The organism is Serratia nevei (genome assembly GCF_037948395.1).
Classification (GTDB): Bacteria; Pseudomonadota; Gammaproteobacteria; order Enterobacterales; family Enterobacteriaceae; genus Serratia; species Serratia nevei.
The window spans coordinates 1,249,810-1,273,069 of the sequence record NZ_CP149940.1; the positions used below are offsets into that span (position 1 = coordinate 1,249,810).

Sequence of the window (23,260 nt, forward strand, 5' to 3'; positions counted from 1 at the left end):
GTTAAGGCATGAAGCGATAGCCGACGCCGGTTTCGGTCAGCAGGTGTTTGGGCCGGGCCGGATCGGCTTCGAGCTTCTGCCGCAGGTGGCCCATGTAGATGCGCAGATAGTGGCTGTGCTCCACGTAGTTCGGCCCCCAGACGTGGCTCAACAGTTGGCGTTGGGTGATCACTTTGCCGGCGTTGGCCAGCAGCTCCGCCAACAGGCGAAACTCGATCGGCGTCAGATGCAGATCTTCGTCGTTGCGCAGTACCCGGCGATTCACCAGATCGACGGTGATTTCCGAAAAGCTTATCAGCGGGCTTTCCTGTTGGCTGGCGGAGTGGCGACGCAGTGCGACCCGTACCCGCGCCAGCAGCTCGCCGATGCCGAACGGTTTGCTGAGGTAGTCGTCGGCGCCGGCGTCCAGCGCGGCGATTTTGTCCTCTTCGGCGTTGCGCGCCGACAGCACGATCACCGGAATGGCGCTCCACTGCCGCAGATCGCGGATGTAGCTCAGCCCGTCGCCGTCCGGCAAGCCCAAATCAAGAATGATCAGATCCGGTTTGCGCGTGCCGGCTTCAATCAACCCACGCTGCAGCGTTTCACTTTCAAATACCCGCAGGCCTTCGCTCTCCAGTGCGGTGCGCACGAAGCGGCGGATCTCTTTTTCATCTTCAACAATCAGAATGTTGGTTGGCGTTATGCTCACGTTTCCCCTGCGTTGATTACAGATCGAAGGCGTCGCCGTCGATCTCGGGCGGTTTTTCCAGCGGCAGCACGAAGCGGAAGCTGGCGCCGCCGTTGGCGCCGTTTTCCGCCCAGATGCGGCCATCATGCACTTCAATAATGGCACGGCAAATCGCTAACCCCAAGCCGACGCCGGGGATTGCCGACTCTTTATTGCCGCGTGAAAACTTGTCGAAAATCAGCTGCCGCTGATCGGCGGGGATGCCGGGGCCGTTATCCCAGACCTCGACTTCCAGCCACTCGGGCAGCGTGCGGGCGCGAATGCCGATGGTGGCCTCGGCGCCGGCGTATTTATTGGCGTTTTCCAACAGGTTGGTGAACACCCGCTCCAGCAGGCTGCCGTCGCAGTTGACCAGGATCTGTTCCGGCGGCAGTTCGACCACGATAGGATGCTGGCTGAGCAGCGGCTCCAGCATGTGCAGCGAGGCGCCGACGATTTCTTCCAGCGACTGCCACTCTTTGCGCAGGCTGAAACCGCCGGACTGGATGCGCGCCATATCCAGCAGGTTGTTCACCAGCCGGGTGGTGCTCAGCACCTGCTGGCGGATCTGGCTGGCCTGGGTGGCGTGATTGGAGCCTTCGGCCGCCAGATCCAGCGTGAGAATTTCCGCCTGGCCGAACAGCACGGTCAGCGGCGTGCGCAGATCGTGCGACAGCGCCGCCAGCAACGAGTTGCGCAGCTGTTCGCGCTCGGCGTCCAGCTTGGCTTCTTCGGCGCTGCGCGCCAGGTGCAGCCGCTCCAGCGCGCTGGCGATCAGCACCGCGAAGGTCTGCAGCAGCCGCTGCTGTTCCGGCACCATCAGCTGGCGCAGGTTGTTGGGTTCGATCGCCAGCAGGCCGAAGGTCTGCTTGGGGGTATTGAGCGGCAGCAGCTGGTAAGGCACGCCGGGCAGGGTGTCGGTGCCGGCGCCGGCCGGCAGGCCTTTGTCGAAGCTCCAGCGTGCGATGGCCTCGTCTACCGACAGCAGCCCACCTTCCTCGCCGACCATCTGTTGCAGGCGGCCGTCTTCCTGCGGCAGCAGCAGCACGGTTTTCGCCTGGAAACTGCTGGAGAGGAAGTGGCGGCTGGTGTTGGCGATGTCGGCCACGGTCAGCGCGCGGCTCAGCCCGCGCGACATTTCGTACAGGTGGCGCGCCCGCTGCTCGCGGTAGCGCGCCACCCGGGCCTGATAACGCACCCCGGCGGTCAGGTTGCCGATGATGATGCCGACGGCGAGCATCACGCCGAAGGTCAGCAGATACTGCATGTCGCTGACGGCGAACGACCATTCGGGCTGGACGAAGAACAGATCGAAACTGGCGACGTTGATCACCGCCGCCAGCACCGACGGCCAGCGGCCGAAGAACAGCGCGACGATCGCCACGCCGAGCAGATAGACCATCACCAGGTTGGCCTGATCGAAGCCCGGCAGCAGCCACTGCGAGAGCAGGGTAATCAGCGCACACAGCGCCACCGCGACCACGCAACCGCGCAGCTGCATGCGCCATTTATCATTGAAGCTGCGGCCGTCGTGCTCCTTGCCCGGCGGCGGTTGTGCGGTGTCGCTCTCCAGCGCCACGATCACCAGATCGAGATCCGGGCCCAGCCGGCCGAGGCGATCGGCGAAGCTGCCGCGCAGCTTCCAGCGCTGCTCGCTGCGGCGGCCGATGATGATTTTGCCGAGGTTATGCTCGCGGGCATAGCGCAGCACCGCGCGCTCTTCGGACGGATCGGCCAGCGTGGCGGTTTCTGCCCCCAGTTCCTGCGCCAGCCGCAGCGCGCGCAGAATGGCGCGGCGCTGGTTTTCCGGCAGCCGGTGCAGCTTGGGGGTTTCCACATAGACCGCATGCCAGTGGCAGCCGAGCCGCGCCGCCAGCCGGGCGGCGATGCGCACCAGCTTTTCGTTGCCGCTGTTGTGGCCGACGCACAGCAGAATGCTGTCGCGGGTGTGCCACACTTTCTCGCGCCCCTGGGTGTCGCGAAACTCGCGCATCTGGTCATCGACCCGATCGGCGGTGCGGCGCAGCGCCAGCTCGCGCAGGGCGATCAGGTTGCCTTTGCGGAAGAAGTGCTCGATGGCGCGCTCGGCCTGGCCGGGAATATACACTTTGCCTTCGTGCAGCCGCCGGCGCAGATCGTCCGGTGGCAGATCGACCAGCACCACTTCGCTGGCCTCGTCAAACACGTGGTCGGGCACCGTTTCACGCACCCGCACGCCGGTCACGCCGCCCACTACGTCGTTCAGGCTTTCCAGATGCTGTACGTTGACGGTTGTCAGCACGTCGATGCCGGCATCCAGCAGCTCTTCCACATCCTGCCAGCGTTTGGGGTGGCGCGAACCGTGAGCGTTGCTGTGCGCCAGTTCATCCATCAGCACCAGCGCCGGGTGGCGCGCCAGCGCGGCGTCGAGATCGAATTCATGCACCAGCCGGCCGCGATGCTGGATGCGTTTTTGCGGCAGCAGCGTCAGGCCGTCGAGCAGGGCGGCGGTCTCGCTGCGGCCGTGGGTTTCCACCACGCCGACCAGCACGTCCAGCCCCTGAGCGCGCAAACGCTGGGCCTCCTGCAGCATGGCGTAGGTTTTGCCGACGCCGGCGCAGGCGCCGAAGAATACTTTCAATCGGCCGCGCGGTTTTTCATTGGCCATCGCCAGCAGGCTATCGGGATCGGGGCGCTGCTGCTCTTCTTCGACCATGACAATTCCTTGTGTTACCAAGCAAAAAGGGGTTCGGCATGCCGAACCCTATCACTATGCTGAATACGGCGCGTTACTTCAACGCATCCAGCGCGAGGTTCAGCTTCAGTACGTTCACCACCGATTCCCCCATGAAGTTGGGCGTGGCCCGATCGGTGTTGTCTTCGATCAGTTTGGCGATCTGTTCCGGCGGCAGATGCCGCGCCGCCGCGACTCGTGCCAGCTGATACTGTGCGGCGGCGATCGAGATCTGCGGATCCAACCCGCTGCCGGAGGCGGTCAGCAGATCGACCGGGATCGGGCCGCTCATCGCAGGGTTGGCCTGGCGCAGCTGCGCTGCGCGCTCGGCGATAGCCTTATCCAACGTCGGGTTGGTGGCCGCCAGGTTGCTGCCGGCAGAGGCCAGTGGATTATAGGCCGAATCGCCGGTGGCCGATGGGCGGCCCCAGAAATAGTCGGGGCGCGTGAAGTTCTGGCCGATCAGCGCGGAGCCGACCGCCTTGTCGCCCCGGTACAGCAGCGAACCGTTGGCCGCACCCGGAAACAGCAGCTGCGCCAGCCCGGTGGTCAGCAGCGGATAGGCGATGCCGGTGATCAGCGTCAGCAGGATCAGCATCACCAGCGCAGGTCGTAAATAAGTCATGTTCATTTCCCTCAATGGTTAACCGGCGACGTGCAGCGCGACCAGGATCAGGTCGATCAGTTTGATGCCGACGAACGGCACCAGCAGGCCGCCGACCCCGTACAGCCACAGGTTGCGGCGCAGCAGGGCCGCGGCGCTCATCGGTTTGTAGCTCACCCCTTTCAGCGCCAGCGGGATCAGGAACACGATCACCAGGGCGTTGAAGATCACCGCCGACATGATGGCGGAGGCCGGGGAATGCAGATGCATCACGTTCAGTGCGTTCAGCTGTGGATAGGTGGCCGCGAAGGCCGCCGGAATGATGGCGAAGTATTTGGCCACGTCGTTGGCGATGCTGAAGGTGGTCAGCGAGCCGCGCGTCATCAGCATCTGTTTGCCGATGTGCACCACTTCGATCAGCTTGGTCGGGTTGGAATCCAGATCGACCATGTTGCCCGCCTCTTTGGCGGCCTGGGTGCCGGAGTTCATCGCCACCGCCACATCGGCCTGCGCCAGCGCCGGGGCGTCGTTGGTGCCGTCGCCGGTCATCGCCACCAGGCGGCCTTCCGCCTGGTACTGGCGGATCAGCGCCAGCTTGGCTTCCGGCGTGGCTTCCGACAGGAAGTCGTCCACCCCGGCTTCGGCGGCGATCGCCGCCGCGGTCAGCGGGTTATCGCCGGTGATCATCACCGTTTTGATGCCCATCTTGCGCAGCTCATTGAAGCGTTCCTTGATGCCGCCCTTGACGATATCCTTCAGCGCCACCACGCCCAGCACCCGGGCGCCTTCCGCCACCACCAGCGGTGTACCGCCGGTGCGCGCCACGCTTTCCACCAGATCGTCCACCGCCCGCGGGAAGTGCCCCTGATTGGATTCGACGTGACGGCGAATGGCATCCACTGCGCCTTTGCGGATCATGCGCTCCTGCACGTTGACGCCGCTCATGCGGGTCTGGGCGGAGAAGGGCACGAAGGTGGCGTTCAGCGCCTGCAGATCGCGTTCGCGCAGGTTGAATCGCTGTTTGGCCAACACCACGATGCTGCGGCCTTCCGGCGTTTCGTCCGCCAGTGAGGCCAGTTGCGCGGCATCCGCCAGCTCTTGCTCTTTCACGCCCGGTGCCGGCAGGAACTCCGAAGCCTGGCGGTTGCCCAGCGTGATGGTGCCGGTTTTATCCAGCAGCAGCACGTCCACGTCGCCGGCGGCTTCCACCGCGCGGCCGCTGGTGGCGATCACGTTGGCGCCGAGCATGCGGCTCATCCCGGCCACGCCGATGGCGGACAGCAGGCCACCGATGGTGGTGGGGATCAGACAGACCAGCAGCGCGACCAGCACGGTGATGGTGACCACGCTGCCGCTGCCGGCCGCTTCCACGCTGTATTGCGAGAACGGGAACAGGGTGGCGGTGGCCAGGACGAACACGATGGTCAGCGCCACCAGCAGGATAGTCAGTGCGATCTCGTTCGGCGTTTTGCGGCGTTTGGCGCCTTCCACCATGGCGATCATGCGATCGAGGAAGGTTTCCCCCGGGTTGACGCTGCACTGCACCACCAGCCAGTCGGACAGCACGCGGGTGCCGCCGGTGACCGAGGAGAAGTCGCCGCCGGACTCGCGGATCACCGGCGCGGATTCACCGGTGATGGCGCTTTCATCTACCGAGGCGCCGCCTTCCAGCACTTCGCCGTCGCACGGGATGGTGTCGCCGGCTTCCACCAGCACGATATCGCCCTTGCGCAGGCTGTCGGCGGCCACTTTCTCCGTGGCGCCGTCGCGGCGCGGGCCGGCCAGTTTTTTCGCCCAGCTGGTTTTCTTGGTGCCCTTCAGGCTTTCCGCCTGGGCCTTGCTACGCCCTTCGGCCAGCGCTTCCGCGAAGTTGGCGAACAGCACGGTGAACCACAGCCACAGGGAGACGCTGCCGGTAAAGGCGGCGGCGCCGTCGGTTTGGCCGGTGAGGATCGCCAGCCAGATGGCGGTGGTCAGAATGCTGCCGATATACACCACGAACATCACCGGGTTGCGCCATTGAACGCGAGGGTCCAGTTTTTTCACCGCATCGATCAGCGCGGTGCGCACCAGGGCCGGTTCAAACAGCGCGCGTTGTTTGCGAGTCATCTCTTATTCTCTCTCTGTGACGTCTGTTAGTTTGCCAACCAAAGCTGCAAATGCTCGGCCACCGGGCCCAGCGCCAGCGCCGGCACGAAGGTCAGCGCGCCCACCAGCAGCACGGTGCCGATCAGCAGGCCGATAAACAGCGGCCCATAGGTCGGCAGGGTGCCGTTGCCCGCCGGTTGGCGTTGTTTGGCGCTCAGCGAACCGGCGATCGCCAGCACCGGCAGGATCACCCCGAAGCGGCCGACAAACATGGCGAAGGCCAACAGCAGGTTGTAGAACGGCGTATTGACGCTCAACCCGGCGAAGGCGCTGCCGTTGTTGTTGGCGGCGGAGGACAGGGCGTACAGCACTTCGCTGAAGCCGTGGGCGCCCGGGTTGAGGATGCCGGCGCGGCCCGCGTCGGTGCCGATGGCCAGCGCGCTGCCCAGCAACACCAGCGTCGGCGTGACCAGGATCGCCAGCGCGGTCATCTTCATGTCGTAAACGTCGATTTTCTTGCCCAGATATTCCGGGGTGCGGCCGATCATCAGACCGGCGATAAACACCGTCAGCAGCACGAACAGCAGCATGCCGTACAGGCCGGAGCCGACGCCGCCGAACACCACCTCACCGATCTGCATCAGCCACATCGGCACCAGGCCACCCAGCGCGGTGAAAGAGTCGTGCATGGCGTTAACCGCCCCGCAGGACGCGGCGGTGGTCACCACCGAGAACAGGCTGGTGGCAAGAATGCCGAAGCGCGACTCTTTGCCTTCCATATTGATGTTGCTGTCGGCGCCCAGTGCGCTCAGGTGCGGGTTGCCCGCCAGTTCGGCGTACATCACCACGACCACCGCCACCACGAAGATCAGCGCCATCGCCCAGATCAGCGCATGGCCCTGGCGGTTTTCACCGGCCAACTGGCCGAAGGAGAAGCACAGCGCGCAGGGGATCAGGAAGATGGCCAGCATCTGCACGAAGTTGGTCAGCACGGTTGGGTTCTCGAACGGGTGCGCCGAGTTGGCGCCGAAGAAGCCGCCGCCGTTGGTGCCAAGCATCTTGATCGCTTCCTGCGAGGCCACCGGCCCCATCGGCAGCGTCTGCTGCGCGCCTTCGAGCGTGGTGACGTGCAGGTAAGGCAGGAAGTTTTGCAGCGTGCCCTGGCTGACGAAGAACAGGGCGATCAGCAGCGCGATTGGCAGCAGCACATACAGCGTGATGCGGAACAGATCGGCCCAGGCGTTGCCGACGGTCTTGCCGGCGCGGCGGGTAAAGGCGCGGATCAGCGCAAAGGCCACGGCGATGCCGGTGGAGGCGGAGACGAAGTTCTGCACCGCCAGCCCGGCCATCTGGCTGAAATAGCTGAGGGCGCTTTCGCCGCTGTAGGCCTGCCAGTTGGTGTTGGTGACGAAGCTGACGGCGGTGTTGAGCGCCAGATCCCAGGAGAGGCCCGGGAAGCCTTGCGGGTTGAGCGGCAGCGAGCCCTGCGTCATCAGCAGGGCGAACAACAGCGCCAGGCCGAGCAGGTTGAACGCCAGGATCGCCAGCGCGTACTGCCACCAGTTCATCTCGGTGGCGCGGATGCCGCAGGCGCGCCAGACGCCGGCTTCTACCCCGCGCAGCGCAGGCAACGGCTCACCTTCGATCAGGCGCGCCATAAAGCCGCCCAGCGGCCGGGCTAGCAGCAGAAGCACCAGCAGGAAGCTGGCGATCAGTAAAAAGGCTGAAGCCGCCATCAGAAATCCTCCGCGTTAAACAGGGCGTAGACCAAATAGGCCAACAGCAGCAGAACCAACAGCGCACCACCAATAACGCTGAAACTCACGGGACACCTCCAGAGGTGTTGTTTTTGATAGAGGCAGTGTAGGGAGAGGGGTAGAAAGAAGATGAAAAAATCGCGCGGGTGGGTGTAAAAAAAGTATAAAAATGGCTGAAATTGCAGCGGAAATTCAGCATTTCAACCATCAGGCCGGTGGCGAGATTGCCCCTGATGGGGGAGGGAGAACGGGCGTAAGCGGGAAATAATAACCACAATGTAACCCGGGGTAAGTTAAAAATTAACCTGGCTGTAACAAAATTACGGATCGCTGCGGCGATTAGCGATTTTTTGTGCGATTTAGTGGTCGGATGAGTAGTAAACTTTCATCAAGTGCGCTAAAATTTTGCTCAGTTACCAAATTACCGATTGTTCATTTGATACGCCGACGCCGTTTTCCCTGACAAATCAACGGCAGGCGTTTTTAAGGAGGTTCGCATGTCTACTACCTATCACGCTTATTCATTGCATCGGATTCTCCTGCGCCGCAGCGCAGTGGTTATCGCGGGCATTTTGGCCCTGCCGGTGATGCTGTTCCGCAGCGACCGCGGGCGTTTTTACAGCTACCTGCACCGCGTCTGGTCAAAAACCAGCGATAAGCCGGTCTGGCTGCAGCAGGCGGAATTGGCGTCCTGCGATTTCTACTGAGCCACTGCTGATTCACGAAAAACCCTCGCCCTGCGGCGGGGGTTTTTTTATGCCTCTGGCCGCCCCTATCAAGCGCAAGGTCGTATTCGGCAAGCCATTCTTCTACACTTTCCTCATCGGCCAACAACACGGGAGAGCGGTATGAGTGACAAAATCCCTATCGGCATCAGCGCCTGTTTACTGGGCGAGACGGTGCGTTTCGACGGCGGCCACAAGCGGCTGGCCTTTGCGGTGGAACAGTTGGCGCCCTATGTGCGCTTTGAGCCCGTTTGCCCGGAAATGGCGATCGGGCTGCCTACGCCGCGCCCGGCGCTGCGCCTGGTGAAACAGGCGCAGCCGTGGCCGGCGATGCGCTACAGCAACGACGCCGGCGTGGATCTGACCGAGGAGATGCGCGGCTTCTCCGCGCAGCGCGTGGCGGCCTTGCAACATCTTTGCGGGTACATCGTCTGCGCCAAGTCACCGAGCTGCGGCCTGGAGCGGGTGCGGGTCTACAGCGAAAACGGCAAGGACTCGCGTAAAAACGGCGTCGGTCTGTTTACCGCCGAACTGCTGCGCCAGATGCCGTGGCTGCCGGTGGAAGAGGATGGACGATTGCAGGACGCGGCACTGCGGGAAAACTTCATTGAACGGGTGTATGCGCTGTACGAGCTGAACATGCTGTGGCGTCAGGGGCTGACCCGCGGCGGGCTGATCGCGTTTCACAGCCGCTATAAGCTGTCGCTGCTGGCGCATTCGCAGCCGGCGTATCGGGAGCTGGGGCGCTTCGTCGCCGATATTCACCGCTGGGACTCGCTGGAGGCCTTCGCCGTGGAATACCGCAGCCGCCTGATGGCGCTGTTGGCGCACAAGGCAACGCGCCGCAACCACACCAATGTGTTGATGCACGTGCAGGGCTATTTCAGCCGTCAGCTTAGTACGGCGCAGCGCCAGGAGCTGGCGCATCTGATCGATCGCTACCGGCAGGGCATGCAGCCGCTGTTGGCACCGATCGCGCTGCTCAAACATTACATGGCGGAATACCCCGATCGCTATCTGGCGGAACAACGCTATTTCGAACCTTATCCGGAGGCGCTGCGTTTGCGTTACGGCCATTGATTGACAAGGAGTTTTATGACCACGCATCTGGTCTGGTTGCGTAACGATCTGCGTATCACCGACAACAACGCGCTGCACGCCGCCTGCAGCGATCCCGAAGCCCGGGTGCTGGCGGTGTTTATCGCCACGCCGCAGCAGTGGCGGCAACATGAGATGGCGCCGCGGCAGGCGGCGCTGATCCACGCCAGCCTGCAGGCGGTGCAGCAGGCGCTGGCGCACAAGGGCATTGCGCTGCATTGCCATTCCTGTGCTGACTTTGCCGCGTCGATCGACTGGCTGGCGGACTATTGCGAGCGGGAGCAGGTGGATGCGCTGTTTTACAATCGCCAGTACGAACTGAACGAACGGCGGCGCGATGCGCGGCTGGAACAGCGGTTGAGTGGCCGGGTGAGGTGCCACGGTTTCGATGACAGCCTGCTGTTGCCGCCGGGCAGCGTGCTCACCGGCGGCGGAGAGATGTACAAGGTCTATACGCCGTTTCGCAACGCCTTTCTTCAGCGCCTGACCGAGTCCGACGTGAGTTGCCTGCCGGCACCGAAGACCCGCGCCGGTGGCGCGTTGCCTGCGCCTGAGGCGCCGGCGGCGTTCGATTACCCCACGGCGGAGACTGGGGATGGCTATCCCGCCGGCGAGGAGGCCGCGTTGCAGCGGTTGCGCGCCTTTTGCCGCGAGCAGGTGCAGGATTACCTCCGGCAGCGCGATCTGCCGGCCCTCGCCGGCACCAGTAGCCTGTCGCCCTATCTGGCGATCGGCGTGCTGTCGCCGCGCCAGTGCTTCAACCGCCTGCGCGCCGAATGCCCGCAGCTGCTGGAAGATCGCGAAAGCGGTGCCTTCGCCTGGCTCAACGAGCTGATTTGGCGCGAGTTCTATCGCCATCTGCTGGTGGCCTATCCCGATCTGTGCCGCCATCGGCCGTTTATTGCCTGGACGGACAAGGTGCGCTGGTGCGATGACAAGGCGAAGCTGCAGGCTTGGCAGCGGGGCGAGACCGGCTACCCGATCGTCGATGCCGCCATGCGACAGCTTAACGCCACCGGCTGGATGCACAACCGGCTGCGCATGATCAGCGCCAGTTTTCTGGTGAAGGATCTGCTGATCGACTGGCGCGCCGGGGAGCGCTATTTCATGTCGCAACTGCTGGATGGGGATCTGGCGGCCAACAACGGTGGCTGGCAGTGGGCGGCCTCCACCGGCACCGACGCCGCGCCGTATTTCCGCATCTTCAATCCGACGACTCAGGGTGAACGTTTTGATCCACAAGGCACTTTTATCCGTAAATGGTTGCCGGAACTGGCGGATGTGCCCGACAATGACATCCATCATCCCCATCGCTGGGCGGAAAAGCAGCGATGCACGCTGAACTACCCGCTGCCGATCGTCGACCATAAGCAAGCCCGGCTGGAGACGCTGGCGGCGTTCGAGGCGGCAAAACGGGGAGAGTCTTGAGGCAACTGCAAGGAGCGACGCAATGATGAAAAAGGTGCTGGCCCTGTGCCTGAGCGGCTATTCGGCGCTGGCGATCGCCGGCTTTGACGTGGTGGCGCTCGGCGTCGACGGCGGCGTCAGCGACGGCAATCTGACCTCCTACCTGATCCGCAGCGACAATCAGCCGCGGTATGTGGCGCTGGACGCCGGTTCGCTGCTGCCGGGCATCGCCAAAGGGCTGGAGAAGGGCAGCTTCCCGCAGGTGACGCCCGAGCTGGCCGCGCCTTACACGCCGCAGGGCTATGTGTTCCGGCAGTTGATCGGCAGCTACTTTATCAGCCACGGCCACCTGGACCACGTGGCGGGGCTGATCGTCGGCTCACCCGAGGACAATAAAAAAACCGTTTACGCCCAGGCGGACACCGTACTGACCCTGCGTAATCACTACTTCAACTGGAAGGCGTGGCCGAACTTCACCGACGCCGGCAACGGCTCGCGGCTGGGCACTTACCGGCTGCAAACGGTGCGGCCGCAGCAGCGGTTTACTCTCGGCCTGACCGGATTGACCGGCGTGATGTACCCGCTCAGCCACGATCGCTATCCGTCGTCGATGCTGCTGATTTCCAACGGCAACGAGTTCTTCGCCTACTTCGGCGATACCGGGCCGGATAAGGTGGAGCAGTCGCGCGATCTCGATACCGTCTGGCGCGCGCTGGGGCCGCTTGTCGAGCAGAAGAAGCTCAAGGGCATGATTATCGAAACCTCTTACCCTAACGGGGTGGAGGATAAACATCTGTACGGCCATTTGACGCCGGCCTGGCTGCTGAAGGAGCTGAAGAACCTGACGCAGTACAGCGGCGGCGATGGCTCGCTGAACGGTTTGCCGGTGGTGATCAGCCACATCAAGCCCAGCCTGAAACAGGGCGAAGACACGCGCGCCGCCATTGCGCAGCAGCTGGCGCAGGGCAACGATCTGGGCGTGAAATTTATCCTGATGGCGCAGGGCGACCGGCAGACATTTTGACTATGAAGAGAGAAGAGAATGCGTAACCTCGATCTGGAACAACTGATCAACACGGAACTGAACGCCGCGGCGTTTCAGGACTACGCCCCCAACGGATTGCAGGTAGAAGGCCGCCCGCACGTGCAGCGCATCGTGACCGGCGTCACCGCCTGTCAGGCGCTGCTGGACGCCGCGGTGGCGCATCAGGCCGACGCGATTATCGTGCACCACGGCTATTTCTGGAAAAACGAGGCGCCGGCGGTGCGCGGCATGAAGCGCAACCGCCTGAAAACGCTGCTGACCCACGACATCAACCTGTACGGCTACCATCTGCCGCTGGACGCGCATCCGGTGCTGGGCAACAACGCGCAGCTGGCGCAGGCGCTGGGCATTCGGGTGATTGGCGACGTCGAGCCGCTGGTGCCGCACGGCGAATTTGAACAGCCGCTGACCGGCGAAGCGCTGCAGCAGCGTATCGAAAGCCGGCTGGGGCGCGCGGTGCTGCACTGCGGCGATAACGCGCCTGAGCACATTCGCCGGGTGGCCTGGTGCACAGGCGGCGGCCAGGGCTTTATCGACAGCGCGGCGCGCTTCGGCGTCGATGCGTTCATCAGCGGTGAAGTGTCTGAGCAGACCATTCACAGCGCGCGCGAAATGGGCGTGCATTTCTTCGCCGCCGGCCACCACGCCACCGAGCGCGGCGGCGTGAAGGCGTTGGGCGACTGGCTGGCGCAGCACCACGGCTTTGATGTGACCTTTATCGATATCCCGAATCCCGCCTGATTTTTTTCTTCCCCGGATCCAGCCCGGCCTGTGCGCCGGCTGAATCCTTTTACCGCGCTATTTCCTTATTTTCCTTATGGTTGCGTTCTATTGACAGCCGGGGCCGCGTCACGCATAACTGGTGTGTTTTTCATCGCGATAATAATAAGGAGAATAAGGGTGCAACAAGCACGTTATTACCTGTTGGGTGAGAGAGCGGTAGTGCTTGAACTGTCGCCGCCGGTGACCTTACCGAGCCAGCAGCGCATCTGGGCGCTGGCGGAAAAGCTGAATCACCACCCCGACGTGCGGGAAGTGGTGCCGGGGATGAATAACCTGACGCTGTTGCTGCATACGCCGCAGGCCGACGCCGAAGCGATACTCGCATTGCTGCAGCAAGGTTGGGAAAGCAAAGAGAGCCTGACGCCGGAATCGCGCCAGGTGGATATTCCGGTGGTCTACGGCGGGGAGCAAGGCCCCGATCTGGATGAAGTGGCGCGCCATACCGGCATGACGCCGCGGCAGGTGGTGGAATGCCACGCGGCGGCGGCCTACGTGGTCTATTTCCTCGGCTTTCAGCCGGGTTTCTCCTATTTGGGCGGCATGCCGGAACAACTGGCGACGCCGCGCCGCGCTGAGCCGCGTCTGGCGGTGGCGGCCGGCTCCGTCGGCATCGGCGGCGGCCAGACCGGCATCTATCCGCTGGTGACACCCGGCGGCTGGCAGCTGATCGGCCGCACGCCGCTGGCGCTGTTCAATCCGCATGAAATGCCGCCGACGCTGCTGCGCCCGGGCGATAACGTGCGCTTCGTGCCGCAGAAGGAGGGCGTATGCTGATTATTCTGCGTGCCGGCATCTATACCACGGTGCAGGATTTGGGCCGCGAGGGATTCCGCCGCCTGGGCATCAGCACCGGCGGGGCGCTAGATCAACCGGCGTTGAAGATCGCCAACCTGCTGGTGGGCAATGCGCCTGAGGCCGCCGGGCTGGAGATCACCCTCGGCCAGTTCAGCGCCGAGTTTACCCGCCCTGGCTGGATCGCCCTGACCGGCGCCGGCTGCGACGCGCAGCTGGACGGCAAGCCGCTGTGGACCGGCTGGCGCTACCCGGTGAAAAAGGGGCAGCGGCTGGCGCTGGGCACGCCGAAACGCGGCATGCGCAGCTACCTGGCGATCTCGGGCGGCATCGCCGTGCCGGAAATGCTGGGCTCGTGCAGCACCGACATGAAAGCCGCCTTTGGCGGCCACGAAGGCCGTAACCTGAAGGACGGCGATCGGCTGCCGCTGGGCAAATCCACCGCGCTGCCGCAACACCGCTGCGGCGTGAAGCAGCTGCTGTTCACCAACCGCATCCGCGCGCTGCCGGGGCCGGAGTACGCTGAATTCAGCGAAGAGGCGCAGGACACGTTCTGGCGCACCGCCTGGCAGCTCAGCCCGCAGAGCAACCGCATGGGCTACCGCCTGCACGGCGGCACGCCGCTGGAGCGCACCACCGACCGCGAGATGCTTTCGCACGGCCTGCTGCCCGGCGTGGTGCAGGTGCCGCACAACGGCCAGCCGATCGTGCTGATGGCCGATGCGCAAACCACCGGCGGTTACCCGCGTATCGCCTGCGTGATCGAGGCCGATCTTTACCACTTGGCGCAGATCCGTCTCGGCGAACCGATCCACTTCGTTCTCTGCTCTCTGACGGAGGCGCAGCGCGCCAAGGCTGAGCAGGATCTCTTCCTTCGACAGATTGCCTGGGGGTTACATGATCGTTGATTTGAACGCCGATCTCGGCGAAGGCTGCGCCAACGACCAGGCGCTGTTGCAATTGGTGAGTTCGGCCAACATCGCCTGCGGCTTCCACGCCGGCGATGCGCAGACCATGCGTCAGTCGGTGCGCTGGGCATTGCAGTACGGCGTGGCGATCGGCGCTCACCCGAGTTTTCCCGATCGGGATAACTTCGGCCGCACCCGCATGCAGCTGCCGCCGGAAACGGTCTACGCGCAGGTGGTGTATCAGCTCGGGGCGCTGGCGGCCATCGCCCGCGCCGAGGGTGGGGTGATGGTGCACGTTAAGCCGCACGGCATGCTGTACAACCAGGCGGCGGTTGAGCCGGCGCTGGCGGAAGCGATCGCCCGGGCGGTGCAGGCGGTCGATCCGGCGCTGCGGCTGGTGGGGCTGGCCGGCAGCGAGCTGATCCGCGCCGGGGAACAACTCGGTCTGACCACCCGGCAGGAGGTATTCGCCGATCGCGGCTATCAGGCCGACGGCACGCTGGTGCCGCGCGGTTTGCCGGGGGCGTTGATCGACGATGACGAACAGGCGCTGGCGCAAACCCTGGAGATGGTGCGCCATCACCGGGTGCGCAGCGTGGATGGCGTCTGGACCGCCGTTCAGGCGGAAACCGTCTGCCTGCATGGGGACGGCGAGCATGCGCTGGCGTATGCGCGCAAGCTGCGGGACAGTTTTGTTCAGCAGGGCATCCGCGTCAGCGCGGAGCAGTAAAGCAATAAAGCAAGACACAACATCACAAGCAAAAAACTATTAGAAAATATCGAGGGAAGACTATGGAACAGGCCGTGAATCTCTGGCCACTGATTGGCATCGCCGCCATCGTGGTCGGGTTTGTATTGCGTTTCAACCCGGTGCTGGTGGTGATCGCCGCCGGCATCATCACCGGTTTGGCGGCGCTGATGCCGCTGGACGTCATTCTGGAAAAGCTCGGCGAGGGCTTTCTCAACACCCGTAACCTGCCGCTGATCCTGCTGCTGCCGCTGGCGGTGATCGGCCTGCTGGAGCGCCACGGGCTGAAAGAGCGTGCGCAGGCGTGGATCGCCAAGATCAAAAGCGCCACCGCCGGCCGTTTGCTGATCGTATACCTGTTCGTGCGCGAGATTACCGCGGCGATGGGGCTGACCAGCCTGGGCGGGCATCCGCAAATGGTGCGGCCGCTGCTGGCGCCGATGGCGGAAGGGGCAACGGAAAACCGCTACGGCGAGCTGCCGGAGCGCACCCGCCACCGTCTGCGCGCCATGTCGGCCGCGACCGACAACGTCGGGCTGTTCTTCGGCGAAGATATCTTCGTGGCCTTCGGCGCGATCATCTTCATGCACAACTTTATGCTGGAGTCCGGCGGCATTCAGACCGAGCCGTTGCATATCGCGCTGTGGGGCATTCCGACCGCGATTTTCGCTTTCCTGATCCACGCGTTCCGGCTGTATCGGATGGATAAGCAGCTGAGCGCCGAGCTGGCGCAGCTGAATCAGGCGGCGCTGCAGGCGAAGGGGGAGGCACGATGAACTTCCAGCAACAATATCTCTACTGGCTGGCCGGCGCGGTGCTGCTGATTGTGGCGGTGATGTCCTTCCGCGATCGCGCCAACCCGCGCCGCATCACCACCGGGCTGTTTTGGGGGCTGTACGGCCTGGTGTTCCTGGTCGGCGACTGGACTTACCGCCTGCTGGGCGACGTGCTGGGCGAAGGCAGCAACGAGAAACGCATGCTGCACATCATCGTTGGCGGGGTGGTGGTGGTGATGGCCCTGATTGCCGGCTTCGGCGGCGTGCGCCTCGGCAGCTATCATCAGCGGACGCCGCAGGAGCGCGAGGCCAGCGCCAAGCGCCTGGGCAATAAGCTGTTTATCCCCGCTCTGGCGATCCCGGTGGTGACGGTGATCGGCGTGCTGCTGTTCAACAACGTGCCGGCGTTGCAAACCGCGGTGTTCGGCAGCGGTAACCACGCGACGCTGATCACCCTGTTCTCGATGACCGTCGGCTGCCTGATTGGCCTGGCGATCGCGGTGAAAATGACCCATGAGAAGGCCCTGCAGCCGATACAGGAAGCGCGGCGCCTGCTGGATTCGATCGGCTGGGCGTTCATTCTGCCGCAGATCCTTGCCACGCTGGGGCTGCTGTTTACCGTCGCCGGCGTTGGCACCGCAATCTCGCATTTGACCCAGGAGTATCTGGCGGTCGATAACCGCTTTATCGCCGTGGCAGTCTACGCTATCGGTATGGCGGTGCTGACCATGGTGATGGGCAACGCCTTCGCCGCCTTCCCGATCGTTACCGCCGGCATCGGCATTCCGATCCTGGTGTTGCAGCACGGCGGCAACCCGGCGGTGATGGCGGCGATCGGCATGTTCTCCGGCTATTGCGGCACCCTGATGACGCCGATGGCGGCGAACTTCAACATCGTGCCGGCGGCGCTGCTGGAGCTGCCGGACAAGAATGCGGTGATCAAGGCGCAGGTGCCGACCGGCGTGCTGCTGCTGTTGGTTAACGTGTTCCTGCTGTATTTCCTGATGTTCCTGTAGGAGTAAGGATGCAAAAAGTATTGATTACCGGCTTTGAGCCGTTTGGCGGCGAGCGCCTTAACCCCTCCTGGGAAGTTGTGAAGCAGCTCAATGATATGGAGCTGGTCGGCACACGCATCGTGGCGCGCCAGCTGCCGTGCGTGTTCGGCGCGGCGCTGGACGCGCTCAATGCGGCGATCGACGAGGTGCAGCCGGTGATGGTGCTGGCTATCGGCCAGGCCGGCGGCCGCACCGACATCACGATCGAACGGGTGGCGATCAACGTCGACGACGCGCGTATCCCCGACAATCAGGGGCAGCAACCGGTGGACGAGCCGATCGTCGCCGGCGGTCCGGCGGCCTATTTCAGCACCTTGCCGATTAAAGCGATGGTCAGTTCGATGCGCGAGGCCGGTATTCCGGCCTCCGTTTCGCAGACCGCCGGCACCTACGTGTGCAACCATGTCATGTATGGCCTGCTGCACCGTTTGAGCGGCCAGCGCGAGGTCAAGGGCGGGTTTATCCATATCCCGTACCTGCCGGAACAGGCGGCGGCGCACCCCGGTGCGCCGAGCATGGCGGCCTCGACGGTGCTGTTTGCATTGGAGCTGGCCGTTTCCATCGCTTTGCAGGTGGAGCACGATCTGAAAGTGGTGGGCGGCGCGACGCATTAATCATGTCATCCCCGGCGCATCGGGCTGCGCCGGGTCTACGCAAGGAGTGGTCTATGCCGGAAGGACCGGAGATTCGCCGGGCGGCGGACAAACTGGCGGCGGCGGTGATCGATCAGCCGCTGACCGCCGTCGATTTCGCTTTTCCCCAGCTGAAACACTATCGCCAGCGTCTGCTCGGCGAGCGCATCGTCGCCATCGAGCCGCGTGGCAAGGCGCTGCTGACCCATTTCTCCAATGGGCTGACGATGTACAGCCACAACCAGCTGTATGGCGTGTGGAAAGTGGCGGCGGCAGGGGAGACGCCGGAGACCAAGCGCGATCTGCGGGTGCGGCTGGAAACCGCCCACAGCGCGATATTGCTTTACAGCGCTTCCGACATTACCGTCGGGCCGCGCGAGGAAATAGAGCAACACCCGTTTTTGCAACGCATCGGCCCCGACGTGTTGGACATGTCGCTGACGGTAGACGATGTGGCGGAGCGGTTGCTGACGCCGCGTTTTCGCCGCAGGCAGCTGGGGGGCATGCTGCTCGACCAGGCGTTTCTCGCCGGATTGGGCAATTATCTGCGCGCCGAAATCCTGTGGCAGGCCGAACTGGCGCCGCAGCACAAACCGCAGGATCTGACGCCAGAGGCGCTGCGCCACCTGGCGGAGGCACTGCTGGCAGTGCCGCGCCTTTCCTACCAGACGCGCGGGCAGGCGGATGACAACCGGCATCACGGCGCGCTGTTTCGCTTCAAGGTATTTCATCGCAGCGGCGAGCCCTGCGAACGCTGCGGTGGGATGATCGTGCGTACCGAGCTGTCGTCGCGGCCGTTTTATTGGTGCCCGGGCTGCCAGAAATAACCAAAAAAAACGCCGCCCGAAGGGGCGGCGCTGTGCGGTTTCAGCCGGGAAAGCGGCTTACTTGTTTTTCAGCTGGGATTTGAAATCGCGTTCGGCATAGCCGGTGTACAGCTGACGCGGACGGGCAATTTTGATGCCTTCGTCGTGCATTTCGTTCCAGTGGGCGATCCAGCCGATGGTGCGCGCGATGGCGAAGATCACGGTGAACATGGAAGAAGGAATGCCCATCGCTTTCAGGATGATGCCGGAGTAGAAGTCGACGTTCGGGTACAGTTTCTTCTCGATGAAGTACGGGTCGTTCAGCGCGATGTGTTCCAGCTCCATCGCGACCTGCAGCAGGTTGTCGTCCTTCTTGTTCAGCTCTTTCAGCACTTCGTGACAGGTTTCGCGCATCACGGTAGCGCGCGGATCGTAGTTCTTGTACACGCGGTGGCCGAAGCCCATCAGGCGGAAGGAGTCGTTCTTGTCCTTGGCGCGCTTGATGAATTCTGGAATGTGCTCGACAGTCTTGATCTCTTCCAGCATTTTCAGCGCCGCTTCGTTGGCGCCGCCGTGCGCCGGTCCCCACAGGGAGGCGATACCGGCCGCGATGCAGGCGAACGGGTTGGCGCCGGAAGAGCCGGCGGTGCGCACGGTAGAGGTAGAGGCGTTCTGCTCATGGTCGGCGTGCAGGATCAGAATGCGATCCATGGCGCGTTCCAGCACCGGGTTCACCACGTACTCTTCGCACGGGGTGGCGAACATCATGTGCAGGAAGTTGCCGGCATAGGACAGATCGTTGCGCGGGTAAACGAACGGCTGGCCCAGGGAATATTTGTAGCACATCGCGGCCACGGTCGGCATTTTGGACAGCAGGCGGAACGCGGTGATTTCACGGTGACGCTCGTTGTTGACGTCCAGCGCATCGTGGTAGAACGCCGCCAGCGCGCCGGTCACGCCGCACAGCACCGCCATCGGGTGCGAGTCGCGACGGAAACCACGGAACAGATGGGTGATCTGGTCGTGGATCATGGTGTGGCGGGTGACGGTGGTCTTGAAGGTCTCGAACTCTTCCGGCGTTGGGGTCTCGCCGTACAGCAGGATGTAGCACACTTCCAGGTAGGAAGATTCTTTCGCCAGCTGCTCAATAGGGAAGCCGCGGTGCAGCAGTACGCCTTTGTCGCCGTCGATGAAGGTAATCTTGGATTCGCAAGAAGCGGTGGAGGTAAAGCCGGGATCAAATGTGAAATAACCTTTGGAACCCAGAGCGCGGACATCGAGGACATCAGGGCCCAGTGTCGGTGTCAATACGCCCAGTTCGATCGGAGCTTCGCTGTCGTTAATGGTTAGCGTCGCTTTCTTATCAGTCATTTACTGTCTCCTTAGCGCCTTATTTTAAAAACCACTAACAACTGAAATACCTTAAATCTCTGCAGGTTGCCCGCAAAAAAATGGTGCGGACGCTAACTCTGTGAGCGACTGCGCAACTGTGCGCGGGTAGGGTACAGAGTGCTGACCAGGCGAACGAGACGGGTGACCAGTTGTTAACGATTCATAGTAATTCGTTATAGTCTGTTAATCTTACCTATGAGCTGTTCGAAGAGATGTGAACCTATCCCAATAATCTGTTTTTATTTGCTTTATTTGCTTTTTGACGCCGGCAAAATCGAGCGGGAAACAACGGCTATTGGGATAGGTTCGTCAAATACACTGTTGCATAACTCGAACCCGGGGGGAAGTGTATCTGCTGACCCATAGCGCATCATAGGACCGTTTGTGCCCCTATATGTAATGGAAATGTTGATCTCTTGTCAAATCAGATAATTAATTTTGCACTAATTGTGAAATCCGTGATCTGAATCACTGTTCGGGGGAAATGTTATCAAAGCGGTTGTATGAGAATTGTAATCAGAATGTGATCCTCCTATACTGCCGCCAGGTCTCCGGATTACCCTGAAGTAGGAGCACCCAGCGTTATAAATGCGCGCCGTTTGAGCACAGAGGATGTTGATGTTTGAGCGCGTGACGTGTAAGGGTTTTAGGCTCTTAACGCTGTCTGATCCCCGCCCAGGCCCGGAGGAAGGAAAATAATAAGAGCTGTGTGGGCAAATACGTGAAAAAACAACGACCTGTCAACTTGGATCTGCAAACGATCCGGTTCCCCGTAACTGCGATAGCGTCTATCTTACACCGAGTCTCTGGCGTAATTACCTTCGTTGCCGTGGGTATCCTCCTCTGGCTGCTGGGCCTGTCACTCTCTTCCCAAGAGGGGTTCCTGCAGGCGGCCGCCATCATGAATAGCTTCATCGTCAAATTCATATTCTGGGGCATCCTCACGGCGCTGGCCTATCACATTTGCGGTGGCATCCGTCACTTGTTAATGGATTTTGGCTACATCGAAGAGAGTTTGGCCGCCGGTACCCGTTCCGCCCAGGTGGCGATCGGTCTGACCGTCGTGCTGTCAGTTCTGGCTGGAGTCCTCGTATGGTAAACAACGTTTCTGCATTAGGGCGCAACGGCGTGCACGATTGGCTGCTGCTGCGCGCTTCCGCTATCATCATCACCCTGTACGTCCTGTATATCCTGGGCTTCTTCGTCACGGCTCCGGAACTGACTTATGACATCTGGCGCGGTTTCTTCGCCACTTCCATTACGAAAGTGTTCACTCTGCTGACCTTGCTGTCGATTCTGGTGCACGCCTGGATCGGGCTGTGGCAGGTGCTGACGGACTACGTCAAGCCGCTGGCGGTTCGCCTGGTGTTGCAGCTGGCTGTCGTGGTCGCGTTGCTGGTCTATTTACTGTACGGAACAATCGTAGTGTGGGGTGCTTAAATGAAACTGCCAGTCAGAGAGTTTGATGCCGTCGTAATCGGCGCCGGCGGTGCGGGCATGCGTGCCGCGCTGCAAATTTCCCAAGCGGGCTCGACCTGTGCCCTGCTGTCCAAAGTTTTCCCGACCCGTTCCCATACCGTGTCCGCACAGGGCGGCATCACCGTCGCGCTGGGCAACAGCCACGAGGACAACTGGGAATGGCATATGTACGACACGGTGAAAGGTTCCGACTATATCGGTGACCAGGACGCCATCGAATATATGTGTAAAACCGGCCCGGAAGCGATTCTGGAACTGGAACATATGGGCCTGCCGTTCTCTCGTCTGGACGACGGCCGCATCTACCAGCGCCCGTTCGGCGGCCAGTCGCTGAACTTCGGCGGCGAGCAGGCGGCGCGTACCGCAGCCGCAGCCGACCGTACCGGCCACGCGCTGCTGCACACCCTGTACCAACAGAACCTGAAAAACCACACCACCATCTTCTCCGAGTGGTATGCGCTTGATCTGGTGAAAAACCAGGACGGCGCGGTGGTCGGCACCACGGCTATCTGCATCGAAACCGGTGAAGTGGTTTACTTCAAAGCCAAGGCCACCGTGCTGGCGACCGGCGGCGCAGGCCGTATTTATCAGTCCACCACCAACGCCCACATCAACACCGGCGACGGTGTCGGCATGGCGCTGCGCGCCGGCGTGCCGGTGCAGGACATGGAAATGTGGCAGTTCCACCCGACCGGCATCGCCGGCGCGGGCGTGCTGGTGACCGAAGGCTGCCGCGGCGAAGGCGGTTACCTGCTGAACAAACACGGCGAGCGCTTCATGGAGCGTTATGCGCCGAACGCCAAAGATCTGGCGGGCCGCGACGTGGTTGCCCGTTCGATCATGATCGAAATCCGCGAAGGCCGCGGCTGCGACGGCCCTTGGGGCCCGCACGCCAAGCTGAAGCTGGATCATCTGGGTAAAGACGTGCTGGAATCCCGTCTGCCGGGCATTCTGGAACTGTCCCGCACCTTTGCGCACGTCGATCCGGTGAAAGAGCCGATCCCGGTTATCCCAACCTGCCACTATATGATGGGCGGCATTCCGACCAAAGTGACCGGCCAGGCATTGACCGTGAACGAGAAAGGTGAAGACGTGGTGATCCCGGGGCTGTTCGCCGTGGGCGAAATCGCCTGCGTATCGGTGCACGGCGCCAACCGCTTGGGCGGCAATTCGCTGCTCGACCTGGTGGTGTTCGGCCGTTCCGCCGGCATGCACCTGCAGGAATCGCTGGAAGAGCAGGGCGTGAGCCGTGACGCCAGCGACTCCGACGTGGAAGCCTCGCTGGATCGTCTGAACCGTTGGAACAACACCCGCTCCGGCGAAGACCCGGTCGAAATTCGCAAAGCGCTGCAGTCTTGTATGCAGCACAACTTCTCGGTATTCCGCGAAGGCGATGCGATGGCCAAGGGTCTGGAAGAACTGAAAGTGATCCGTGAACGTCTGAAGAACGCACGCCTGGACGATACCTCCAGCGAGTTCAACACCCAGCGCATCGAGTGCCTGGAGTTGGATAACCTGATGGAGACCGCGTATTCCACCGCCGTGTCGGCCAACTTCCGTACCGAGAGCCGTGGCGCACACAGCCGCTTCGACTACCCGGAACGCGATGACGCCAACTGGCTGTGCCATTCGCTGTATCTGCCGCAATCGGAAAGCATGACGCGTCGTGAAGTGAACATGCAACCGAAGCTGCGCCCGGCATTCCCGCCGAAAGTGCGTTCTTACTAATTGCGGAGATCGACA

22 protein-coding genes are annotated in these 23,260 nt (G+C 62.5%); 15 read left to right on the forward strand and 7 right to left on the reverse strand.

What is annotated here, in order from left to right:
- Position 1: 1 nt before the first annotated feature.
- The 6 genes from kdpE to V8N38_RS05890 all read right to left on the reverse strand — a co-directional run bounded on the left by kdpE (position 2) and on the right by V8N38_RS05890 (position 7,939).
- Positions 2-691, reverse strand: coding sequence for a two-component system response regulator KdpE (gene kdpE, locus V8N38_RS05865; RefSeq protein ID WP_038877506.1), 690 nt, complete (start codon positions 689-691; stop codon positions 2-4).
- A gap of 16 nt (positions 692-707) precedes the next feature.
- Positions 708-3,404 carry a two-component system sensor histidine kinase KdpD gene (gene kdpD, locus V8N38_RS05870; RefSeq protein ID WP_060440514.1) on the reverse strand — a complete coding sequence of 899 codons (2,697 nt, stop codon included), beginning with the start codon at positions 3,402-3,404 and terminating at the stop codon, positions 708-710.
- A gap of 73 nt (positions 3,405-3,477) precedes the next feature.
- Positions 3,478-4,047, reverse strand: a complete 570-nt coding sequence (gene kdpC, locus V8N38_RS05875; protein ID WP_147839426.1) for a potassium-transporting ATPase subunit KdpC — start codon at positions 4,045-4,047, stop codon at positions 3,478-3,480.
- Between the two features lie 18 nt (positions 4,048-4,065).
- Complete coding sequence (gene kdpB / locus V8N38_RS05880; protein WP_060440513.1) at positions 4,066-6,135, reverse strand: potassium-transporting ATPase subunit KdpB; 2,070 nt, start codon at positions 6,133-6,135, stop codon at positions 4,066-4,068.
- A 26-nt stretch (positions 6,136-6,161) separates the two neighbouring features.
- Complete coding sequence (kdpA, locus tag V8N38_RS05885) at positions 6,162-7,850, reverse strand: potassium-transporting ATPase subunit KdpA (RefSeq protein WP_147839427.1); 1,689 nt, start codon at positions 7,848-7,850, stop codon at positions 6,162-6,164.
- Positions 7,850-7,939, reverse strand: coding sequence for a K(+)-transporting ATPase subunit F (locus V8N38_RS05890; RefSeq protein WP_016928742.1), 90 nt, complete (start codon positions 7,937-7,939; stop codon positions 7,850-7,852). The genes kdpA and V8N38_RS05890 overlap by 1 nt, the downstream gene beginning before the upstream one ends.
- Before the next feature lie 429 nt (positions 7,940-8,368).
- On the opposite strand from V8N38_RS05890, the gene V8N38_RS05895 reads away from it, so the two are divergent.
- The 12 genes from V8N38_RS05895 to nei all read left to right on the forward strand — a co-directional run bounded on the left by V8N38_RS05895 (position 8,369) and on the right by nei (position 18,667).
- Positions 8,369-8,578, forward strand: a complete 210-nt coding sequence (locus V8N38_RS05895; RefSeq protein WP_004939916.1) for a YbfA family protein — start codon at positions 8,369-8,371, stop codon at positions 8,576-8,578.
- Positions 8,579-8,719: 141 nt separating this feature from the next.
- Positions 8,720-9,676: a YbgA family protein gene (locus V8N38_RS05900; RefSeq protein ID WP_147839428.1), complete on the forward strand. Its 957-nt coding sequence runs from the start codon at positions 8,720-8,722 to the stop codon at positions 9,674-9,676.
- A 15-nt stretch (positions 9,677-9,691) separates the two neighbouring features.
- A complete protein-coding gene (gene phrB / locus V8N38_RS05905; RefSeq protein ID WP_147839429.1) occupies positions 9,692-11,122 on the forward strand; it encodes a deoxyribodipyrimidine photo-lyase in 1,431 nt (476 codons plus the stop codon).
- Positions 11,123-11,144: 22 nt separating this feature from the next.
- The gene (locus tag V8N38_RS05910; protein WP_038877517.1) at positions 11,145-12,125 is read left to right on the forward strand and encodes an MBL fold metallo-hydrolase; all 981 of its coding nucleotides are present in this window, start codon (positions 11,145-11,147) and stop codon (positions 12,123-12,125) included.
- Positions 12,126-12,143: 18 nt separating this feature from the next.
- Complete coding sequence (locus tag V8N38_RS05915) at positions 12,144-12,887, forward strand: type 2 GTP cyclohydrolase I (RefSeq protein ID WP_025301873.1); 744 nt, start codon at positions 12,144-12,146, stop codon at positions 12,885-12,887.
- A gap of 159 nt (positions 12,888-13,046) precedes the next feature.
- Complete coding sequence (gene pxpB, locus V8N38_RS05920) at positions 13,047-13,703, forward strand: 5-oxoprolinase subunit PxpB (protein WP_087763328.1); 657 nt, start codon at positions 13,047-13,049, stop codon at positions 13,701-13,703.
- Positions 13,697-14,629 (forward strand): 5-oxoprolinase subunit PxpC, encoded by a 933-nt coding sequence (gene pxpC, locus V8N38_RS05925; protein WP_060440510.1) that lies wholly within the window; start codon positions 13,697-13,699, stop codon positions 14,627-14,629. Before pxpB ends, pxpC begins: the two co-directional genes overlap by 7 nt.
- Positions 14,619-15,359 carry a 5-oxoprolinase subunit PxpA gene (pxpA, locus tag V8N38_RS05930; RefSeq protein ID WP_100396170.1) on the forward strand — a complete coding sequence of 247 codons (741 nt, stop codon included), beginning with the start codon at positions 14,619-14,621 and terminating at the stop codon, positions 15,357-15,359. Before pxpC ends, pxpA begins: the two co-directional genes overlap by 11 nt.
- Positions 15,360-15,421: 62 nt before the next feature.
- Entirely contained in the window at positions 15,422-16,153 is a 732-nt protein-coding gene (locus V8N38_RS05935; RefSeq protein WP_016928734.1) for a DUF969 domain-containing protein, read from the forward strand.
- Positions 16,150-17,169: a DUF979 domain-containing protein gene (locus V8N38_RS05940; RefSeq protein WP_049201994.1), complete on the forward strand. Its 1,020-nt coding sequence runs from the start codon at positions 16,150-16,152 to the stop codon at positions 17,167-17,169. Before V8N38_RS05935 ends, V8N38_RS05940 begins: the two co-directional genes overlap by 4 nt.
- A gap of 8 nt (positions 17,170-17,177) precedes the next feature.
- Complete coding sequence (pcp, locus tag V8N38_RS05945; RefSeq protein ID WP_049273950.1) at positions 17,178-17,822, forward strand: pyroglutamyl-peptidase I; 645 nt, start codon at positions 17,178-17,180, stop codon at positions 17,820-17,822.
- Positions 17,823-17,875: 53 nt separating this feature from the next.
- Positions 17,876-18,667, forward strand: a complete 792-nt coding sequence (gene nei, locus V8N38_RS05950; protein WP_060440508.1) for an endonuclease VIII — start codon at positions 17,876-17,878, stop codon at positions 18,665-18,667.
- Between the two features lie 57 nt (positions 18,668-18,724).
- Here nei and V8N38_RS05955 read toward each other — a convergent pair whose 3' ends face one another.
- Positions 18,725-20,017: a citrate synthase gene (locus V8N38_RS05955; protein WP_016928730.1), complete on the reverse strand. Its 1,293-nt coding sequence runs from the start codon at positions 20,015-20,017 to the stop codon at positions 18,725-18,727.
- 730 nt (positions 20,018-20,747) lie between these two features.
- On the opposite strand from V8N38_RS05955, the gene sdhC reads away from it, so the two are divergent.
- From sdhC to sdhA, 3 genes are read left to right on the forward strand one after another with little or no spacing between them, the layout of a single operon-like run.
- The gene (sdhC, locus tag V8N38_RS05960) at positions 20,748-21,137 is read left to right on the forward strand and encodes a succinate dehydrogenase cytochrome b556 subunit (RefSeq protein WP_004939893.1); all 390 of its coding nucleotides are present in this window, start codon (positions 20,748-20,750) and stop codon (positions 21,135-21,137) included.
- On the forward strand, positions 21,131-21,478 hold the full coding sequence (sdhD, locus tag V8N38_RS05965; protein ID WP_004939891.1) for a succinate dehydrogenase membrane anchor subunit: 348 nt from the start codon (positions 21,131-21,133) through the stop codon (positions 21,476-21,478). Before sdhC ends, sdhD begins: the two co-directional genes overlap by 7 nt.
- A complete protein-coding gene (gene sdhA / locus V8N38_RS05970; RefSeq protein ID WP_060423638.1) occupies positions 21,479-23,245 on the forward strand; it encodes a succinate dehydrogenase flavoprotein subunit in 1,767 nt (588 codons plus the stop codon). It abuts the gene before it with no gap.
- The last annotated feature ends 15 nt before the right edge of the window (positions 23,246-23,260 follow it).

What these genes read in the sequence shown, in the direction of transcription:
- V8N38_RS05900 (WP_147839428.1), top strand. Translation starts at nt 8,720, where the DNA reads ATGAGTGACAAAATCCCTATCGGCATCAGCGCCTGTTTACTGGGCGAG.
- V8N38_RS05935 (WP_016928734.1), top strand. Translation starts at nt 15,422, where the DNA reads ATGGAACAGGCCGTGAATCTCTGGCCACTGATTGGCATCGCCGCCATC.
- sdhD (WP_004939891.1), top strand. Translation starts at nt 21,131, where the DNA reads ATGGTAAACAACGTTTCTGCATTAGGGCGCAACGGCGTGCACGATTGG.
- kdpC (WP_147839426.1), bottom strand. Translation starts at nt 4,047, where the DNA reads ATGACTTATTTACGACCTGCGCTGGTGATGCTGATCCTGCTGACGCTG.
- phrB (WP_147839429.1), top strand. Translation starts at nt 9,692, where the DNA reads ATGACCACGCATCTGGTCTGGTTGCGTAACGATCTGCGTATCACCGAC.
- pcp (WP_049273950.1), top strand. Translation starts at nt 17,178, where the DNA reads ATGCAAAAAGTATTGATTACCGGCTTTGAGCCGTTTGGCGGCGAGCGC.
- V8N38_RS05895 (WP_004939916.1), top strand. Translation starts at nt 8,369, where the DNA reads ATGTCTACTACCTATCACGCTTATTCATTGCATCGGATTCTCCTGCGC.
- V8N38_RS05955 (WP_016928730.1), bottom strand. Translation starts at nt 20,017, where the DNA reads ATGACTGATAAGAAAGCGACGCTAACCATTAACGACAGCGAAGCTCCG.
- kdpD (WP_060440514.1), bottom strand. Translation starts at nt 3,404, where the DNA reads ATGGTCGAAGAAGAGCAGCAGCGCCCCGATCCCGATAGCCTGCTGGCG.
- nei (WP_060440508.1), top strand. Translation starts at nt 17,876, where the DNA reads ATGCCGGAAGGACCGGAGATTCGCCGGGCGGCGGACAAACTGGCGGCG.
- kdpA (WP_147839427.1), bottom strand. Translation starts at nt 7,850, where the DNA reads ATGGCGGCTTCAGCCTTTTTACTGATCGCCAGCTTCCTGCTGGTGCTT.
- kdpB (WP_060440513.1), bottom strand. Translation starts at nt 6,135, where the DNA reads ATGACTCGCAAACAACGCGCGCTGTTTGAACCGGCCCTGGTGCGCACC.
- pxpA (WP_100396170.1), top strand. Translation starts at nt 14,619, where the DNA reads ATGATCGTTGATTTGAACGCCGATCTCGGCGAAGGCTGCGCCAACGAC.
- V8N38_RS05940 (WP_049201994.1), top strand. Translation starts at nt 16,150, where the DNA reads ATGAACTTCCAGCAACAATATCTCTACTGGCTGGCCGGCGCGGTGCTG.
- V8N38_RS05910 (WP_038877517.1), top strand. Translation starts at nt 11,145, where the DNA reads ATGATGAAAAAGGTGCTGGCCCTGTGCCTGAGCGGCTATTCGGCGCTG.
- V8N38_RS05915 (WP_025301873.1), top strand. Translation starts at nt 12,144, where the DNA reads ATGCGTAACCTCGATCTGGAACAACTGATCAACACGGAACTGAACGCC.
- pxpC (WP_060440510.1), top strand. Translation starts at nt 13,697, where the DNA reads ATGCTGATTATTCTGCGTGCCGGCATCTATACCACGGTGCAGGATTTG.
- sdhA (WP_060423638.1), top strand. Translation starts at nt 21,479, where the DNA reads ATGAAACTGCCAGTCAGAGAGTTTGATGCCGTCGTAATCGGCGCCGGC.